The following is a 17,376-nucleotide window of genomic DNA, read 5'->3' as shown; positions in this document are numbered from 1 at the left end:
AAAAAATGTATAAAAAATATATAAAAAGAGTCTTAGATTTTATCATTGCATTAATTGGATTGGTTTTAATTCTTCCATTATTTGTTTTAGTTATTGTTGGGTTATTTTTTGCCAACCAAGGAAAACCATTCTTTTTTCAATTGCGTCCAGGGAAAAATGACAAAATATTTAAGATAATAAAGTTCAAAACCATGAACGACAAAAAAGATGATGAAGGAAATTTATTATCTGATGTACAAAGATTGACTAAGATTGGTGCTTTTGTACGAAAGACTTCTTTAGATGAAATACCCCAATTATTGAATGTACTAAAAGGAGATATGAGTTTGATAGGACCAAGACCCTTGTTACCCGAATATTTACCGCTATATAATGATTTTCAAAAGAGAAGACATGAAGTAAAACCTGGAATCACAGGTTGGGCACAAGTAAATGGACGAAATTCTATTAGCTGGCAACAAAAATTTGAGTATGATGTGTGGTATATTGATCATAGTAATTTCTTGTTAGATTTTAAAATTGTATTTTTGTCAATAAATAAAGTGTTTAGACGAGAAGGAATAAACGTTGAAAATTCAGTTTCAACAGAATTTAAAGGTAATAGTTTATGAAGAAAATTGCGATTTATGGTACAGGAGGGTTTAGTAAAGAGATTAAGAAATTAATCCAACAGATTAATTCTATTTCTAATGAATTTGAATTAATTGGATTTTTTGATGATCTTAAATCTAAAAATGAAATTATTGATGGATATCCGGTTTTAGGGGGGGTTGAGGAATTAAATTCATTTTCTGCGATTGATATTGTAATAGCTATAGGAAATCCAACTTTGAAAAAAAATATAATTAGTAATATAAAAAACAAAAAAATAAATTACCCTAACATTGTTCATCCCACTGTTAATATTGATACTGCATTTGTTGAGTTAGGAAAAGGAATTGTTATATGTTCTGGCGTATTTGTTTCGGTTGATGTCAAAATAGAAGATTTTGTAAGTATTAATGTAAATTGTACTATCGGACATGATGCAAAATTAGGAGAGTATTCTAGCTTAATGCCTGCGGTAAGTATTTCTGGTAATGTAGATGTTGGAAAGGAAGTATTTATTGGTGTAGGGTCAGTAACTAATAACGATATTTTGATTCATGATAATGTTACTATTGGTGCAGGTTCAGTAGTTTTAAAATCTATTAATTACCCTTGTGTTGCAATGGGTAACCCTGCAAGAGAAATGATAAAAAAATAAATAATAATTAAATATAAAATAATGAACTACGAAAAATTAAGAAATTCATTTTCAGAAGCTTTAGATTTAGAAATTGAAGCCATTACGAACGATTTGGCATATCAAAGTATTGTTGAATGGGATTCTATTTCTCATATGATATTGATTAGTCAGATAGAGGAGGATTTTGATATCTCACTAGAAACTGATGATGTCATTGAAATGAGTTCAGTAGAAAAGGCACAAGAGATATTAGCTAAACATGGAATTAAATTCTAAATTATGATTGTTGAAAATAAGATTGTATTAATTACTGGTGCATCTAAAGGTATTGGTAAGGCTATAGCTGAACTTTTTGCAAAGGAAGGTGCTAGATTAGTACTTACAGGAAGAGATGTTGATGGTCTTAATAAATTAAAAAATTCATTGCCTATTCACGCTGAAGAACATCTAACTTATGAAATGGATGTCACAAAGATTGCAAGTATAAAAAAGGTTTTCGATTCTTTAAACAGTCAAAAAATTTTCATTGATTGTTTGGTGAACAATGCAGGAATAATGAAAGATGCCACTTTACAGATGATTAAACCAGAGATAATTGAAGAAATTTACAGTACCAATGTTTACGGGACAATACTTCCGTCTCAATTTGCTTTGAAACCATTAATTCGTAAAAGAGGAGGGTCAATTATTAATGTATCTTCTATAATTGGAACTAATGGTAATTTGGGGCAATCTATTTATGGTTCTAGCAAGGCTGCAATTATAGGATTAACAAAATCATTAAGTAAAGAGCTATCAGGTCTTAATATAAGAGTAAATGCAATAGCGCCAGGCTTTATAGATACTGATATGACTAAAGGGATGGATGAGAAATTTTATGAGAAAAATTTAAAGTCTATTGGTATGAGAAGATTAGGTCAACCAGAAGATGTAGCAAAAGTGGCTCTTTTTTTAGCTTCTGATCTATCTAGTTATGTTACAGGACAAATAATAGGAGTTGATGGGGGAATGATAATTTAATTTTATGAAATTTTTCGAACAAGCTTTACAGAACGTAAATTTAGAATTTATAGATAATCAAAATGCTAATGTTTATTCATTAGAGGATATTTCTTCTTTAAATTTTTTAGAAACTAACAAGGTTTTGGTTTTTGCTTATCTTGATAACTCAATAGAAGCAATATCAATTTTTTGGTCTCTCATGAAGAGTAATCATTGTATTGCACTTTTGTCTCCATCTTTAGCTAATCATTTTAAAGAAGATTTGGAGGAACTATATAAACCTGTTTTAATTTTTGATAATGTAAGAATTGAAATTTCAGGATATGATAATTTAAATGAAAAAAGTATAAAATATTTTCAGTTAATTAAAAAGGATATCTTTAGAATTGATGATGAAGTAAAGGTTTTGATAAGTACTTCTGGCACAACGGGTTCTCCTAAATTTGTTAAATTATCTGAAGAGAATTTAATTGCTAATGCCGTTTCAATATGTGACTATTTACCAATTAATAGTACTGATGTCACGCCTCTAAATTTGCCTATATTTTATTCATATGGGTTATCTATCTTAACTAGTAATGCATTAAAAGGAGGTAGAATTATCTGTACAAATGACGATCCTTTAAAAAAAGAATTTTGGGAAAGTTTTCATAAATATGGATATACTAGCTTTGCTGGTGTTCCGTTTGTTTATGAAATGTTAGACAGAATTGGTTTTACAAAAAAAACTTATAATTCGTTAAAATACTTTACTCAAGCTGGTGGTAAATTGCAAGATGCTTTAGTTAGTAAATATGGACAATATGCTTATGAGAACGGGCTTAAATTTTATGTAATGTATGGGCAAACGGAAGCTACCGCTAGAATGTCTTTTTTATCACCTGAATTTACATTAGATAAAGTAGGGTCTATAGGTAAACCAATATTAAATGGAAGTTTTTCTATTGATGAGACTACAGGTGAATTAAGTTATATTGGACCTAATGTTTTCGGTGGTTATGTAGAAAAACGTGAAGATTTAAGTTCATTTGTAGCAGAAAAAATATTAAAAACAGGGGATATAGCAAGGATTGACGAGGATGGGTTTTACTATATTACAGGAAGATTGAAACGTGTAACAAAGATATTTGGTAACAGAATTAATCTCGACGAAGTTGAAGCGTTGATATTCAAGCAGTTTGGTGTAAGTGTGAGATGTGTTGGTTTCAACGATAGTCAATTGGTTTTATTCACAGTTGATGAGAAGCTGGATTTGAAGGAGTTAAACAAGTTTATTTCAACAGATTTAAAACTTCATATTTCAGTTGTTAAATCTAAATATATAGTAGAAATGCCTTTAACTTTAAATGGTAAGATTGATTATAAAGAACTTATAAAAATGTATGGAGCTAAATAATTTAATTAATTTAAAACAATATAGTCTTGAACGAACGGAAAAACGAGATTATATGAACGGTTTGTTAACTCAACTTAATGATTTTCACTTGAATAATTCAGTAGAGTACAAACAAATTACAGAAAAGATATGGGGTAGAGATCATGTTGTGAAAATTTTAGAAGATTTGCCTTTTCTCCCTGTTTCTGCTTTTAAAAACCATCAAATAAAAAGCATTCCAGACGAAGAAGTATTTAAAGTTCTGACTTCAAGTGGTACAACAGGGCAACAAGTTAGTAAAATCTATTTGGATAAGGAAACGGCTAAATTACAAACATTTGCTTTGTCTAAAATAATTTCTCATGTAGTCGGAACTTCTCGGCTTCCAATGCTGATAATTGATTCAAAATCAATATTTTCTAATAAATCTTCTTTTTCAGCAAGAGGTGCAGGAGTTTTAGGAGTTTCTATTTTTGGTAAAGATCATACTTATGTGTTAGATGATAAATTTGAACCTGATGAAGAGGTTTTGAAACTTTTTCTTGAAAAGCATAATGGTAAACCTGTTTTAATTTTTGGTTTTACTTTTATGGTTTGGCAGTATTTATTTAATGCTAATTTGAAAAATAAATATGATTTGAGTAAGGCTATATTAATACATAGTGGAGGTTGGAAAAAACTAATTGATATAGCTGTTGATAATCCAACTTTTAGAAACTCACTTAAAGAAAAATTTAATCTTAAACATATTTATAATTTTTATGGTATGGTAGAACAGGTTGGGTCTGTTTTTTTAGAGAACAGTGATGGGTATTTGCATTGCCCTAACTTTGCTGATGTAATCATTCGAAACCCTTATGATTTTTCAGTCCAGCCACCTGGTAAAGAGGGTTTGATACAGGTGATAAGTGCATTACCTAAAAGCTATCCGGGTCACTCGTTACTAACTGAAGATATTGGTGTTTTAATGGGTGAGGATGATGCTTCTAATGGTTGGAAAGGGAAGAGTTTCAAAATTTTAGGGAGAGCAAAGAGAGCAGAGTTAAGAGGGTGTAGTGACACCTTCAAATCTAATTAAATTAAATGGAAAATTTAGAAGTAAGTCAATTAAGTCCTAGTCAGATAGCTAGAATTTTATTAAAAGATTTAGATGTATTTGATAACAGTAGTTATTTATTAAAACCTTTTGATGTTATTACAATAGATTTTTTTGATTCATTTTCAAAAAACATTTTATCAAATAAAAGTATTAATCACCTTCCAGAGATTGCTGCTTTAGGATTTTGGTTAAGGAAAGCGAATTTGAACCAATTAAAAGCCCAAAATAGTCATTTGTTTGTAGGGGCTTCGTACAGGACTTCTCCCCTGGGTAAAGTTTTTCATGTTTGTCCCGCAAATGTTGATACAATGTTTATCTATAGTTTAACAGTTTCCGTCTTAATGGGGAATAAAAATATTTTGCGTGTTTCTTCAAGAATGGAAGCTCCTCATGTAAAAATGTTGTTTGATATTTTGAATAGTACTATTCAGCAGGAAAAATTTACTGTTTTCAAATCATATATTAACATTATAAGTTATCCTCATAATGATTCTATAAGTTCTTTTATATCTGAAAAAGTAAATGTTCGTGTAATTTGGGGAGGAGATCAAACTATAAAAACTTTTAAGAAATTTAGAACTTCACCAAGAACTAAAGATATAGTCTTCGCTGACAGAGTTTCTATGTTATGTATAGACTGTAATTCCTATCTAGATTTGGATGAAAATGAGATTAAAGGAGTTGTTCGTAATTTTTATAATGATGCATATACTTTTGATCAGATGGGTTGTTCTTCACCCCAAACGATCTATTTTATAGGTAACAAAGATGAATATAAAAAGTGTATAGTTAAGTTTCAAGAAGATGTTTCTGATTATTTGAAAATAAACTACGACACAGATTTAGCTTCAATCTCTTCTTTAAAGTTAAATAGAATGGTAGATGATGCAATTGAAGATGTCATAATTGCTCAAATAGGGGATAATTATATTAAATTCTTAGAACTTAATACTAATATTGACGAATCTACATTGCATGGCTGTGGTGGTGGATATTTTTATATACGTAATATAGAATCTACAACATCTTTGGTTAATTTACATACTCCCAAAGTTCAAACAGTTTCTTATTATGGTTTGAAAGAAAGTGATTTAAAAGCATTATGTCAATTATCAAATGGTGAGGGTATTGATAGAATTGTTCCTTTGGGGCAAGCATTACATTTTAATTATATTTGGGATGGTTATAATTTATTTGACGAATTGAGTAAGAAAGTATTTATAAAATAAGCTAAAATGCTAAAAGTACCTTTATATTAACACAAAAAAGTATATGTATAGATAAAGCAAAATACTTCATAAAAATTTAAGCATGAATAACTCAAAAATATGGCTTTCGTCACCACACATGGGAGGAAGCGAACAACAATATGTACAAAAGGCTTTCGATGCCAACTGGGTTGCCCCTTTAGGTCCTAATGTCAATGGCTTGGAGCAGGATCTTGAAAATTATTTAGGGAATATGGCTCATGTTGGTGCCTTAAGTTCCGGAACATCGGCTATTCATTTGGGTTTAATTTTATTAGGTGTTCAGGCGGGAGATGAGGTCTTGTGTCAAAGCATGACTTTTTCGGCTTCTGCTAATCCTATTTTATATCAAGGGGCAATTCCTGTTTTTATAGATAGTGAAAATGAAACTTGGAATCTTAGCCCAGTAGCACTTGAAGAAGCTATAATAGACCGAATTGCTAATGGAAAAAAGCCTAAAGCTATTATTGCGGTCCATTTGTATGGTGTGCCGTATCAAATCGAAGCAGTTAGGGCTTTAGCCGATAAATATGAAATTCCAATTTTGGAAGATAGTGCCGAAGCATTAGGAAGTAGCTACAAAGGCCAAAAATGCGGTACTTTTGGAGATATTGGAGTTCTATCTTTTAATGGAAATAAAATTATTACCACTTCCGGAGGTGGCGCTATTGTAACCAAAACCACAATGCAGAAAGACAGAGCGGTGTTTTTTGCGACCCAATCTAGAGATAACGCTCCTCATTATCAGCACAGTGAAATAGGATATAATTATAGAATGAGTAATATTTGCGCGGGAATTGGCCGCGGACAAATGGAAGTTTTAGACGAACATGTTGGTTTGCGCCGTAAAATGAATGCTTTTTATGTTGATTTATTCAAGGATATTGCAGTAGTGACTGTTTTTACCGTTCCCAACGAAGATTATTTTGCTAATTATTGGCTGAGCGCTATTGTGATAGAGCCTAATCAGGAAGGAATCGACCGTGAAGCTTTGCGTTTGGCTTTTGAAGCTGCCAATATTGAATCTCGTCCTTTGTGGAAACCGATGCACTTACAGCCTATTTTTGAGAAGTATCCTTATTATGGAAAAAAAGTAGCGGAAACTTTATTTGAAAATGGTTTGTGTCTGCCTTCAGGATCTAATCTCACAATTGAAGATAAAAATAGAATAAAAGGAGTGATAACAAATTTCTTTAAATAATAAATTTGAAATTAAAGTTTAATATGAAAATCGAAGAAACATTTATAAAAGATTTAATAATCATTACCCCTTCCGTATTTGAAGACGAAAGGGGTTATTTTTTTGAGGCCTACAGCAAAAGTAAATTTAGAGATTTAGGGATTACTATCGATTTTGTACAGGACAACCAGTCTTTTTCTAAAAAAGGAACCTTGAGAGGGCTGCATTATCAAAATCCACCTTATGCACAAACTAAATTAGTTCGCGTACTTCAAGGTGAAATTATGGATGTGGCAGTTGATTTGAGAAAAGATTCGGCTACCTACGGGAAACATTTCGGAGTGAAATTAACGGCCGAAAATAAAAAACAATTGTTGGTGCCACAAGGTTTTGCCCATGGTTTTTCGGTATTGAGTGAAACGGCTGTCGTGATGTACAAATGCGATCAGTTTTATAACAAACAAAGTGAGGGTGGAATTCGTTTTGATGATCCAACCTTGAATATCGATTGGGGAATGGATTTAGCGGATGCAATTGTATCTGAAAAGGATTTAGTTTTACCTAATTTTGCTAATTGTAACAGTCAGTTTTAATGAAAAAAATATTAGTTACAGGGGCCAAAGGGCAATTGGGTTCGGAATTACAAGTTTTGGCTCAGAATTATCCGCAATTTGAATGGGTTTTTACGGATTGGGAGGAGTTGGATTTATGTGATTTGGAGAACTTAGAAACGCAATTAAACCAAATTAATCCTCAGATTATTATCAACTGTGCGGCACATACTGCGGTGGATAAAGCCGAATCGGAGTTTGAATTATCGGATGTGTTGAATCATCAATCGGTTGCGGCGCTGGCGAAATGGAGCAAGGCTCATGATTGTAAATTCATCCATGTTTCGACCGATTATGTTTTTGATGGTACTGCAGCTACCGCTTTGACCGAAACAGCACCAACAAATCCCATCAATGTGTATGGTGTTACTAAATTAGCCGGAGAAAAGGCTTGTTTAGAACTTAACCCAAATTCAATTATTATCCGGACTTCTTGGGTGTATTCCAGTTTTGGGAACAATTTTGTAAAAACGATGTCTCGATTGATGCAAGAACGGGATAGTTTGAATGTGGTAAACGATCAAATAGGAAGTCCTACTTATGCTGCCGATTTAGCACAAGCCATTATGACGATACTGACCCATACAAATTGGCAAGCAGGGATTTATAATTTTTCGAATGAAGGGGAAGTTAGTTGGTATGAATTTGCTTTGGCGATACAAGAAATAGGGGGTTTTGATTGTGAAATCAGTGGTATTCCATCGGCGGCTTATCCTACTCCGGCGAAACGTCCGCAGTATTCTTTATTAGATAAAAGTAAAATAAAGAATACTTTTGGAGTGGAAGTTCCGGATTATAAGGATAGTTTGGTTGTTTGTATGAAAATAGTGAGTGGTTAATAGTGAATAGTGAGTTATCGGTTTTCTGTTATCGGTTTTGTGTACTCTGTTATGGGAATGAGTAGTCGTTTTTAACGGCAAAGGGTGTGTGAATAGTGAGGAGTGGGTGAAATTTTCGGTTTACCCCGTCCCTAAAGGGAGCCGAAAATTCAGAATGTGATTTTGTCTCGGCACTAAAAGTCGAAAATTTAGGATTTTATTTTAAATAGGAATTTGTGTTTCTTTTTGCTCCATTTAGGGTTAGGGGTAAACAAAAAGAAACTTATCAGATTTTATTTTTGTGATTTTAAAGTAAGAGGAATAAAAAACAAGATAGGAAATTTTCGGTTTAACCCGACATTAAAGGGAGTAGAAAATCTAGAATGTTATTTTAAATAGGATGATTAGAATACTTTAAATAGCGCTACCAATTACTTTTTTATTAAAAGTAAAAAATTAAGGCTTACTAATTTTCTTTTTTAGCTCACTTAATTTTTATTATAAGTGGTGTTCGCTGAATCTTCGATTTGTCTTGATAAAAAAAGGAACAAAAAAATATTCAGGGGTTAATTGTACGTTTATTGATGCTATATATTATTGCTGAAGAACAATTTTTTCTTTTTTGCTTGATCAAAAATGAAACAAAAAAATCAAGCCTGAATAGTTTTATCCCAAAAATCATCGGACGTATTTTCCTATCGCAACCCCAGCCGCTCGTGTTTCACACTCGACTCGGGGCTTGCTCCCTTCGGCCAAGGCTTAAATCCTTACCGTGATTTTATGGATTAAAACTATAAGGGCGATGTGAAGAGTATTTAAATGGACGTTTATTGGTGTCGTGGGTATTCGGTTAGGGTTTGAAATTTTCGTTTTGTCCCAGCCCTAAAGAGAGCCGAAAATCAGAATATTATTTTAATTTAGGTTTTGGGTTTTAGGTTTTAGGTTGTGAGGAGTCGTGATGATTTTCGTTTTGCCCTAGCCCTAAAGGGAACCGAAAATTCAGGAAATGATTTTTTAATTTTTACCCCAGCCCTAAAGGGAGAAATTAAAAAATGAATTTCGGAAGTTTGTAATAATAAATTAATTTGTAGAATATAAAAATATTAAGTATAAATGAAAAAAATTTTAATCACTGGAGGAGCTGGTTTTATTGGGTCCCACGTAGTGCGACTTTTTGTAAAGAAGTATCCGCAGTATCAAATTTTTAATTTGGATGCTCTTACTTATGCCGGGAATTTAGAAAATATTGTTGATATTGAGAAAGCTACCAACTATACTTTTATAAAAGGCGATATCGTTGATGCACCATTTATAGACCAATTGTTTGTGGAACATCAATTTGACGGAGTTTTGCATTTGGCTGCAGAGTCTCATGTGGATCGTTCGATAACTGATCCGTTATCTTTTGTGAAAACAAATGTTATTGGAACCATGAATTTATTGAATGCGGCTAAGGCTATTTGGCAAGGCAATTATGAAGGGAAACGTTTTTATCACATCAGTACTGATGAGGTTTATGGCAGTTTGGGTGCCGAAGGTTTGTTTACCGAAACTACTGCTTATGATCCTAATTCTCCTTACTCTGCTTCTAAAGCCAGTTCGGATCATTTCGTTCGTGCTTATGGGGAAACCTACGGTTTGCCTTATGTGTTGACGAATTGTTCCAATAATTATGGTCCTTACCATTTTCCGGAAAAATTGATTCCATTATTCATTAATAATATCATTCAAAATAAGCCTTTGCCGGTTTATGGCGACGGTAAATATACACGCGATTGGCTTTTTGTAGAAGATCATGCTGTAGCCATCGATTTAGTTTTTCATGAAGGTAAAAATCATGATACTTATAATATTGGTGGTTTTAACGAATGGCAGAATATCGATTTGGTGAAATTATTGTGCAAAATAATGGATGAGAAATTAGGTCGTGCGGCAGGAACATCGGAACAGTTGATTGCCTATGTAAAAGACCGTCCCGGGCATGATTTACGTTATGCTATTGATGCCACTAAGATAAACAAAGAACTGGGATGGAAACCTTCAGTTACTTTTGAACAAGGATTGGAAAAAACCGTAAATTGGTATTTGGAAAATCAAAGCTGGTTGCATAATATTACTTCAGGGGAATATGCTAGTTATTACGAGAAGCAATACACAAATTAACTCGAATTAATCCGAATTTCACGAATGGATGCTGCCAATGACGTTTTATTGAAAGTAAAAAATTAAGGTTTACTAATTTTCTTTTTTTAGTGATGTTTGCTTCGCTTGTTCGTTGCGCTCGGATGTCTGATTTTTTTCTTTTGCCTTGATGCAAAAGAAACAAAAGATCAAGCCTGACTATTTTTATCCTGAAAATCTTCGGATGTATTTCCCTATCGCGACCCCAGCCGCTCGTGCTGCGCACTCGACTCGGGGGTCACTCCCTTCGGCCAAGGCTTAAATCCATTCCTTGATTTTCTAGTTTAAAAATAGTAGGGCGGGGTTAGGAGTGGTTAGGAGATAGTTTCAGATCTCTTTAGATATAGGGATGTGTTATTAGTTAGGAGATAGTTGAGTGCTTTGAAGTGGCTTTTAACTTTTTTAGCTCACTTCCTTTTATTATAAGTGGTGTTTGCTAGGCCTGTTCGCTTCGCTCGGTTACGTATTCTTCAAACATTTGACACTCGACTGCGGAAGCTAAGGACAGTTAAACCTCGGAAATAACAGCAATTTGATATATAATTGAATGCAACCATACAAAATCATTTTAAATTACTTTTTTTAGGATAAAAATTACACCTCGAAGAGACGAATACTAGATATAAAACTAACATACTATAACAGAAAACACAATGAAAGGAATTATATTAGCCGGAGGATCTGGAACCCGTTTGCATCCGTTAACGCTGGCAATGAGCAAACAAATGATGCCGGTATACGACAAGCCTATGATTTATTACCCGTTGTCTACTTTGATGATGGCTGGGATTCATGAAATATTGATTATTTCTACTCCTCACGATTTGCCTAATTTCAAGAAATTATTAGGAGATGGAGCGGCAATAGGTTGTCAATTCAGTTATGCTGAACAAGCTATTCCTAACGGTTTAGCGCAAGCTTTTGTTATAGGAGAAGAATTCATAGGAAACGATAGTGTAGCGTTGGTTTTGGGAGATAATATTTTCTTTGGAGCCAATATGCATGAATTGTTACAATCCAATACGAATCCGGAAGGAGGGGTTGTGTTTGCTTATCATGTTTCGGATCCGGAACGTTATGGAGTGGTGGAATTTGATAAAAACCTCAAAGCACTTTCTATAGAAGAAAAACCTTTGGAACCCAAATCAAATTATGCGGTACCCGGTTTGTATTTTTATGATAATTCGGTGGTGGAAATTGCCAAGAATATAAAGCCAAGTGCGCGTGGTGAATATGAAATCACTGATGTGAACAAAGTATATTTAGAGAAAGGAAAACTAAAAGTGGGGATTTTAAGCAGAGGAACTGCTTGGTTGGACACCGGAACTTTTAACAGTCTGATGCAAGCAGGACAATTTGTTCAGGTTCTTGAAGAACGTCAGGGATTAAAAGTAGGTTGCATCGAAGAAATTGCCTGGAGACAGGGCTTTATTAGTGAGCAACAACTAAAAGAACTGGCAGAGCCTTTAAAAAAGTCAGGCTATGGCGAGTATCTTCTTGGATTGCTGAAGCATAAGTTGTAGAGAACAGTGTTCAGTATTCAGTGTTCAGTAATGTGATCAGTGTTTAGAAACCATTATTCAAATAACAGCATAGACATAGTTTAAAATATGATATATATTGCATTAATTGGGTTATTGGTTGGTATTGAACTTATTTATTTTAAAATTGCAGATAAATATAACATTATCGATAAACCCAATAGTAGATCGTCTCATACTTCCATTACTTTAAGAGGGGGCGAGATTATTTTTCAATAGCCAATATCCAAAGTAAATACGTCAGTCGGTGGTTCAAAGAAGATTTTTTCTTCTTTGAACCATTTTTTATTTGGGGGTAATTAGTTCGGTTATGGGTTATCTTTTTTGGGTTGTAAATCAGGTTATGGGTTCTGGGTTGTCGGTTGTGAGTTTTGAGTTATGGGTTGTGAGAAGAACCCTTCGACCCTTCGGCAAGCTCAGGATGACAGTTAATTGTTAATTGTTAATGGTGTCCTTCGGCAAGCTCAGGAGGACGGTGAAAAGTGTTCAGTTTTCGTTTTTCGTTTTTCGATGATTGGTTTTCGGTGGTCGTTTTTCATTTTTCGGGGGATTGGTATTCAGTATTCAGTTTTAGGGTTTAGGAACATGGTAGGCAATTACCGTTGTTGTGTTGTATTTTCGATGTAATACTATTTGTTTTTTTCGATCTTGTTTTAGAAATCCTATGAATAGGAATGTCAGATGGAGCTCATTTCCTGAAGGCTTCTCAGTGGTTATTGTTATAGTCTGTTTTTCAGCTTCTTTATCGAGTATCCATTCACTACTGTAAAAGGTTTCGTAGCTGTCGTTTTCAAAATCCCAATTGGCTGTTGCTGTCGCTAAAAGTACCTGCGTTGCTTCTTCCGGCCAATCTAAATGTTCCTTTGCCAAGAAATCATTAATTATTACGGTTTGGCTGTCCGGATTATATTCTTCCTTTATCTTTAGTACCGTTCTTAGCGGTCTTAGTTTGTTGCTTTCAAAAAACAATAAATTTTCCTTTCCCTCACTGGTTTTTAATCCTTCTGTCAGTGTTCTTTTTCCTTGTGGTTGGGTCGTGTCCTCCTGCAGTATTTCAAAAAGGAGTTTGTTTGTTCTTCCCGCGACACTTCCGTCTTTGGCTAAGGTGTTAAAACGGACGGCAAGTTGTCGAAATTGGGCTGCTTTTCTGACGCATTGCCCGAACTCCTGTCCCTGATTGCGTATTCTGTCGAAAATAGGATTGTTTTTGAATTCTTCGGCGGTTACCCCGGTATTTCCTCTCTTTCTCGCATAGTTCTCTCCGTCAGCTGTTACCACAAAATTTATATCATCTATCGTTCCTTTGATTAAGAAGGGTGCTATTACTTTTGCCATATTTTTTTTTGTTAGTGAATTGTTGTTAGTGAATAGTTTGTAGTGAGTAGTGAATGGCTGTTAGTGAATCGTGAATCGCATTATTTCGTTTTGTGTAGTGTGTTGGTTCTATAAATTCTTGTTGAGGAATGGTTCTCGATACATTTTTTATTCCATTTCATTACATAAAAAAAACACTACGAATGACGTTTTATTGAAAGTAAATGATTAAGGCTTACTAATTTTCTTTTTTGCTTGATCAAAAAAGAAACAAAAAAATATTCATGGGTTATTATTGTTTTTTGGTATTCATGAATCTTCGATTTCAAGTCTTCACTTCCTCGTCGGTCAAATTAGTTTTCGAATACTAAAAGAAAAAAATTGTTCATGCGCTAATATTTTAATTTGTATTCACGAATCTTCGATTTCGCTATGCTCAAACAGCTTTTCTTTTTACGTATTCTTCAAACATTTGACGCTCGACTGCGGAAGCTAAGGACAGTGAACCCCGAAAATAACAGTAGTTTGGTTTATAATTGAATACAAACATAAAAAGTCATTTTAGACTGCTTTTTTTGATGAAAAATTCTACTTAGAACTGACCTTTTTTGCTATGGGAGGCTTCGATTGCGCTCAGGATGACAGTGAGTAGTGAATGGTTGTTAGTTAACTGCATTATTTCGTTTTGTTATGTGTGTTGCTTAAATAAATTTTTGTTGTGAAATGGTTCTCGATACCTTTTTTATTCCATTTTATTACATAAAATCCCGAAGTGTCGGGACAAACTGACGTTTTTTGGTACTTATTCAACGGGTTATATTATACCATTAATGTTTGTAAATTAGTCTAATTGTCAGTTCGAGTGCAGTCGAGAACCATTACAGCATCTCGACTGCGCTCGATGTGACAAAAAAACATTGACAAATGGTATTAGATAAACTGTATTGTATTTTTTAGTCGTTGCATTATTATTTGAACTGCTTATTGAACATGTATTGTCATTTTATAAAAAGTATGTCAGCTGTTTAATTGCTTTAAATCCTATCCGATTATACAACGTAAAACATGTTCCATTTGAAGCCCTGAATAGTCACAAAATTCCTCTATGGAGAGTAGTTGATGTGGCTCTTTATTCAAGTTGGCTTTTATCTTATGCAGATACAACCTTGCTTGTCTGTATGTTTTACCTGTAATACGTTGTACATCTTTCGGATAGATACATACCCTGATGTTACTTGCAATCACACTTTTTATTTTTAATGCATTATTTAAGTCTATGGACTTTCTTGTTGTTTATCCCATTTCAAGGGTTTTGTTTTTAATTGTATGTAAAGTTATGAAAAAGAACGAGTTATGAAATGACTAAAATAGGTAATTATAGGCTTTTTAGTACCATTATTGACATCTGCTTTTTGAAAAGTGCTTTAATTGACCGAATCTTTGCTGTAATCATTCCGGATTTAGTTGCAACGAATAGTAAGGATGACAACGTAGTTCAATTATTTTAAAACTTAAATTTTAACACTTATGGCAAGACAGAAAGGCATCATTAAATTGAAAGGTACTATCGGAGATATTACTTTTTACAAAACGCAAGACGGGCATTTGGCACGTGAAAAAGGAGGCATTGAAGCGAGTAGAATTGCGAACGATCCTGCGTTTCAGAGGACCCGTGAAAACGGTTCTGAATTTGGAAGAGCCGGAAAGGCCTGAAAAGTATTGAGAACCGCGTTAAGAGCTTTGCTCTTGAACTCTGCTGATGGCAGGATGGTGAGCCGACTCACTCAAGCGATGATAAAAGTCATTCAAGCCGATGTTACCAGTGTACGAGGATTGCGCAATGTCATTGACGGCGAAGCGGAATTGCTCGCGGGTTTTGAGTTCAATATCAGAGGCAAGCTGGGTACCAGTTTATTTGCCCCGTATACAGCAACCATTGACCGCGTAACTGGAGCTATCAAAGTTGATTTGGCTTCTTTTATTCCGGTAAATATGATTGCAGCAGCCTCCGGGACCACGCATTTTAAAATTATTTCTGCGGGAGCAGAAGTTGATTTTGAAGCGGAAAGCTTTATAGAGACCCATTCAGAAACCGCGATTCTTCCTTGGGATGCGGTAGCCACTGTAGCCATCAGCCAAACCAATATGATAACTCCAAACAGTACTAAGCCACTATTCTTAGCTTTAGGAGTGGAGTTTTATCAAGAGGTAAATGGAAAGATGTATCCACTGAAAAATGGCTCCTACAACCCATTGGCTTTGGTACAAGTCAGCGGACTGTAAGATGGTTTTGCTATTGTCCAGAACTTATTTCCCTGAGGGAACTAACGGATCACTTGCTTGTGACGGCCAATTTCTCTGTTATACCATTGAATTGCCTTGGAGGGAAAATAAAAAGGGCGTTTCCTGCATTCCGGAAGGGTACTATTTATTGCGCAAGCGATACAGTCGGAAATTTCAATGGCATATTGAAGTGGTTGCTGTAAAAAACAGGCATCTTATTTTGTTGCATTCTGCCAATAATGCCTTGAGCCAATTGCTTGGTTGTATTGCTCCTGTAACGGAACTTTCCGGAGCCGGTTTAGGGTTGCAATCCCGACGGGCTTTTGCTATGGTAAAAAAAAAGGTTTATACCGCCTTGGAGCAATCCGCAATAGTTTCATTAATTGTTCAATCTTAACCCTTCGACTCCGCTCAGGATGACAGGGAATAAAAAATCAAATATTATGAATATAGTAAAAAGAGCGAAAGCTCCAACACCGAAATTTTTTAGAGTGCTTCGAAATATCGGATTGGCATTGGTGGCGGTTGGCGGTGTTATTTTGACTGCACCCATTGCCTTGCCTATTGTAGTTAGCTCCGTTGGAGGGTATTTGGCCGTTGCCGGTGGTGTATTATCGGCAATTAGTCAGATTACGACTGTCAATGAGAATGCCTCACAGCAGTTTCAGGATGACAACGAGTAATCCGACATTGATGGGTACCGCAGGTGGTACGTTTTTGAGTATTGTGCCGAATTTAGCTTCGGAGGATGTTTTGAAAACTGTTTTATTGGCTGCTATTGGAGCTATAGTCAGTTTTGGAATATCAATGGTGCTTAAATTTTTACTTAAGAAGCACAAGCAGTAGTTTAATTTTGGTTTTGTAATCAAGAGTTAGACTAAGTTAAGGCCCAAACCGAAAGGAATGGGCTTTTCTTTTGTCTTGATTATTCAGGAGTTCATAATTTATTGGAGTTCGTGAATCTTCGATTTCAACTGAAACTATAAAGCAATTGCTATTTTGTATATGAAGAAAATCTTTACTTTTTTCCTTGATGAAAAAAGTAACAAAAAATTATTCATGGGTTATTATTGTTTTTTGGTATTCATGAATCTTCGATTTCAAGCCTGAATATTTTTATCCCAAAAATCATCGGACGTATTTTCCTATCGCGACCCCAGCCGCTCGTGTTTCACACTCGACTCGGGGGTCACTCCCTTCTGCCAACGCTGAAATTCTTACCGTGATTTTCTGGTCTAAAAATATAAGGGCGGTCTGAAGAGGATTATTATTATTATTATTTCTGAAGAACAATTTTTCTTTTGTCTTGATTACTCACGAGTTAATAATTTATTGGAGTTTGTGATTCTTAGATTTCAAAAGAAACTATGAAGCAATTGCTATTTTGTATATGAAGAAAATCTTTACTTTTTTAGCTCACTTAACTTTTATTATAAGTGGTGTTCGCTGAATCGTAGATTTGTCTTGATGAAAAAAGTAACAAAAAATTATTCATGG

Annotated in this window: 17 protein-coding genes and 2 pseudogenes; 18 read left to right on the top strand and 1 reads right to left on the bottom strand. The window is 34.3% G+C overall.

The window, feature by feature from the left end; translation table 11 throughout:
* Nucleotides 1-5 precede the first annotated feature (5 nt).
* The 13 genes and pseudogenes from E0H99_RS11825 to E0H99_RS17645 form a co-directional block, all read left to right on the top strand.
* A complete protein-coding gene (locus E0H99_RS11825; RefSeq protein ID WP_131995678.1) occupies nucleotides 6-611 on the top strand; it encodes a sugar transferase in 606 nt (201 codons plus the stop codon).
* Nucleotides 608-1,246: a NeuD/PglB/VioB family sugar acetyltransferase gene (locus E0H99_RS11820; RefSeq protein WP_131995675.1), complete on the top strand. Its 639-nt coding sequence runs from the start codon at nucleotides 608-610 to the stop codon at nucleotides 1,244-1,246. Before E0H99_RS11825 ends, E0H99_RS11820 begins: the two co-directional genes overlap by 4 nt.
* Before the next feature lie 21 nt (nucleotides 1,247-1,267).
* On the top strand, nucleotides 1,268-1,504 hold the full coding sequence (locus E0H99_RS11815; RefSeq protein WP_126461294.1) for an acyl carrier protein: 237 nt from the start codon (nucleotides 1,268-1,270) through the stop codon (nucleotides 1,502-1,504).
* Between the two features lie 3 nt (nucleotides 1,505-1,507).
* Nucleotides 1,508-2,248 carry an SDR family NAD(P)-dependent oxidoreductase gene (locus E0H99_RS11810; RefSeq protein ID WP_131995672.1) on the top strand — a complete coding sequence of 247 codons (741 nt, stop codon included), beginning with the start codon at nucleotides 1,508-1,510 and terminating at the stop codon, nucleotides 2,246-2,248.
* A 4-nt stretch (nucleotides 2,249-2,252) separates the two neighbouring features.
* Nucleotides 2,253-3,626 carry an AMP-binding protein gene (locus E0H99_RS11805; protein ID WP_131995669.1) on the top strand — a complete coding sequence of 458 codons (1,374 nt, stop codon included), beginning with the start codon at nucleotides 2,253-2,255 and terminating at the stop codon, nucleotides 3,624-3,626.
* Nucleotides 3,613-4,683, top strand: a complete 1,071-nt coding sequence (locus tag E0H99_RS11800; protein WP_205728691.1) for a hypothetical protein — start codon at nucleotides 3,613-3,615, stop codon at nucleotides 4,681-4,683. The genes E0H99_RS11805 and E0H99_RS11800 overlap by 14 nt, the downstream gene beginning before the upstream one ends.
* 5 nt (nucleotides 4,684-4,688) lie before the next feature.
* A complete protein-coding gene (locus E0H99_RS11795) occupies nucleotides 4,689-5,933 on the top strand; it encodes an acyl-CoA reductase (protein ID WP_131995666.1) in 1,245 nt (414 codons plus the stop codon).
* Nucleotides 5,934-6,015: 82 nt separating this feature from the next.
* Nucleotides 6,016-7,152 carry a DegT/DnrJ/EryC1/StrS family aminotransferase gene (locus E0H99_RS11790; protein ID WP_131995663.1) on the top strand — a complete coding sequence of 379 codons (1,137 nt, stop codon included), beginning with the start codon at nucleotides 6,016-6,018 and terminating at the stop codon, nucleotides 7,150-7,152.
* A 23-nt stretch (nucleotides 7,153-7,175) separates the two neighbouring features.
* On the top strand, nucleotides 7,176-7,724 hold the full coding sequence (gene rfbC, locus E0H99_RS11785) for a dTDP-4-dehydrorhamnose 3,5-epimerase (protein ID WP_131995660.1): 549 nt from the start codon (nucleotides 7,176-7,178) through the stop codon (nucleotides 7,722-7,724).
* A complete protein-coding gene (rfbD, locus tag E0H99_RS11780) occupies nucleotides 7,724-8,581 on the top strand; it encodes a dTDP-4-dehydrorhamnose reductase (protein WP_131995657.1) in 858 nt (285 codons plus the stop codon). Before rfbC ends, rfbD begins: the two co-directional genes overlap by 1 nt.
* A 1,092-nt stretch (nucleotides 8,582-9,673) precedes the next feature.
* Nucleotides 9,674-10,723: a dTDP-glucose 4,6-dehydratase gene (rfbB, locus tag E0H99_RS11775; protein ID WP_131995654.1), complete on the top strand. Its 1,050-nt coding sequence runs from the start codon at nucleotides 9,674-9,676 to the stop codon at nucleotides 10,721-10,723.
* Nucleotides 10,724-11,394: 671 nt separating this feature from the next.
* A complete protein-coding gene (gene rfbA, locus E0H99_RS11770) occupies nucleotides 11,395-12,264 on the top strand; it encodes a glucose-1-phosphate thymidylyltransferase RfbA (RefSeq protein WP_131995651.1) in 870 nt (289 codons plus the stop codon).
* Between the two features lie 87 nt (nucleotides 12,265-12,351).
* Nucleotides 12,352-12,495 (top strand): annotated as a pseudogene (locus E0H99_RS17645) (UDP-GlcNAc--UDP-phosphate GlcNAc-1-phosphate transferase); the annotation flags it as partial.
* 357 nt (nucleotides 12,496-12,852) lie between these two features.
* On the opposite strand, the gene E0H99_RS11760 reads toward E0H99_RS17645, so the two are convergent.
* Nucleotides 12,853-13,617, bottom strand: coding sequence for a hypothetical protein (locus E0H99_RS11760; RefSeq protein ID WP_131995649.1), 765 nt, complete (start codon nucleotides 13,615-13,617; stop codon nucleotides 12,853-12,855).
* Nucleotides 13,618-14,954: 1,337 nt separating this feature from the next.
* On the opposite strand from E0H99_RS11760, the gene E0H99_RS17245 reads away from it, so the two are divergent.
* The 5 genes and pseudogenes from E0H99_RS17245 (at nucleotide 14,955) to E0H99_RS11735 (ending at nucleotide 16,725) form a co-directional block, all read left to right on the top strand.
* Nucleotides 14,955-15,104, top strand: coding sequence for a hypothetical protein (locus E0H99_RS17245; RefSeq protein ID WP_165930297.1), 150 nt, complete (start codon nucleotides 14,955-14,957; stop codon nucleotides 15,102-15,104).
* Between the two features lie 19 nt (nucleotides 15,105-15,123).
* A pseudogene (locus E0H99_RS11750) lies at nucleotides 15,124-15,879 on the top strand (hypothetical protein).
* Nucleotides 15,833-16,276 (top strand): DUF5675 family protein, encoded by a 444-nt coding sequence (locus E0H99_RS11745; protein ID WP_410503710.1) that lies wholly within the window; start codon nucleotides 15,833-15,835, stop codon nucleotides 16,274-16,276. Before E0H99_RS11750 ends, E0H99_RS11745 begins: the two are co-directional and overlap by 47 nt.
* A gap of 46 nt (nucleotides 16,277-16,322) precedes the next feature.
* Nucleotides 16,323-16,562 carry a hypothetical protein gene (locus tag E0H99_RS11740; RefSeq protein ID WP_131995646.1) on the top strand — a complete coding sequence of 80 codons (240 nt, stop codon included), beginning with the start codon at nucleotides 16,323-16,325 and terminating at the stop codon, nucleotides 16,560-16,562.
* The gene (locus E0H99_RS11735) at nucleotides 16,549-16,725 is read left to right on the top strand and encodes a hypothetical protein (RefSeq protein ID WP_165930296.1); all 177 of its coding nucleotides are present in this window, start codon (nucleotides 16,549-16,551) and stop codon (nucleotides 16,723-16,725) included. The genes E0H99_RS11740 and E0H99_RS11735 overlap by 14 nt, the downstream gene beginning before the upstream one ends.
* The last annotated feature ends 651 nt before the right edge of the window (nucleotides 16,726-17,376 follow it).

Source organism: Flavobacterium sp. GT3P67 (assembly GCF_004349155.1).
Classification (GTDB): domain Bacteria; phylum Bacteroidota; class Bacteroidia; order Flavobacteriales; family Flavobacteriaceae; genus Flavobacterium; species Flavobacterium ranwuense.
The sequence above is the reverse complement of the archived record's forward strand: the minus strand, read 5'-3'. Positions and strand labels throughout refer to the sequence as shown.

What these genes read in the sequence shown, in the direction of transcription:
- E0H99_RS11735 (WP_165930296.1), top strand. Translation starts at nt 16,549, where the DNA reads ATGACAACGAGTAATCCGACATTGATGGGTACCGCAGGTGGTACGTTT.
- E0H99_RS11745 (WP_410503710.1), top strand. Translation starts at nt 15,833, where the DNA reads ATGGCTCCTACAACCCATTGGCTTTGGTACAAGTCAGCGGACTGTAAG.
- E0H99_RS11815 (WP_126461294.1), top strand. Translation starts at nt 1,268, where the DNA reads ATGAACTACGAAAAATTAAGAAATTCATTTTCAGAAGCTTTAGATTTA.
- rfbC (WP_131995660.1), top strand. Translation starts at nt 7,176, where the DNA reads ATGAAAATCGAAGAAACATTTATAAAAGATTTAATAATCATTACCCCT.
- E0H99_RS11805 (WP_131995669.1), top strand. Translation starts at nt 2,253, where the DNA reads ATGAAATTTTTCGAACAAGCTTTACAGAACGTAAATTTAGAATTTATA.
- rfbB (WP_131995654.1), top strand. Translation starts at nt 9,674, where the DNA reads ATGAAAAAAATTTTAATCACTGGAGGAGCTGGTTTTATTGGGTCCCAC.
- rfbD (WP_131995657.1), top strand. Translation starts at nt 7,724, where the DNA reads ATGAAAAAAATATTAGTTACAGGGGCCAAAGGGCAATTGGGTTCGGAA.
- E0H99_RS11795 (WP_131995666.1), top strand. Translation starts at nt 4,689, where the DNA reads ATGGAAAATTTAGAAGTAAGTCAATTAAGTCCTAGTCAGATAGCTAGA.
- E0H99_RS11820 (WP_131995675.1), top strand. Translation starts at nt 608, where the DNA reads ATGAAGAAAATTGCGATTTATGGTACAGGAGGGTTTAGTAAAGAGATT.
- E0H99_RS11790 (WP_131995663.1), top strand. Translation starts at nt 6,016, where the DNA reads ATGAATAACTCAAAAATATGGCTTTCGTCACCACACATGGGAGGAAGC.
- E0H99_RS11800 (WP_205728691.1), top strand. Translation starts at nt 3,613, where the DNA reads ATGGAGCTAAATAATTTAATTAATTTAAAACAATATAGTCTTGAACGA.
- rfbA (WP_131995651.1), top strand. Translation starts at nt 11,395, where the DNA reads ATGAAAGGAATTATATTAGCCGGAGGATCTGGAACCCGTTTGCATCCG.
- E0H99_RS11740 (WP_131995646.1), top strand. Translation starts at nt 16,323, where the DNA reads ATGAATATAGTAAAAAGAGCGAAAGCTCCAACACCGAAATTTTTTAGA.
- E0H99_RS11825 (WP_131995678.1), top strand. Translation starts at nt 6, where the DNA reads ATGTATAAAAAATATATAAAAAGAGTCTTAGATTTTATCATTGCATTA.
- E0H99_RS11760 (WP_131995649.1), bottom strand. Translation starts at nt 13,617, where the DNA reads ATGGCAAAAGTAATAGCACCCTTCTTAATCAAAGGAACGATAGATGAT.
- E0H99_RS17245 (WP_165930297.1), top strand. Translation starts at nt 14,955, where the DNA reads ATGACTAAAATAGGTAATTATAGGCTTTTTAGTACCATTATTGACATC.
- E0H99_RS11810 (WP_131995672.1), top strand. Translation starts at nt 1,508, where the DNA reads ATGATTGTTGAAAATAAGATTGTATTAATTACTGGTGCATCTAAAGGT.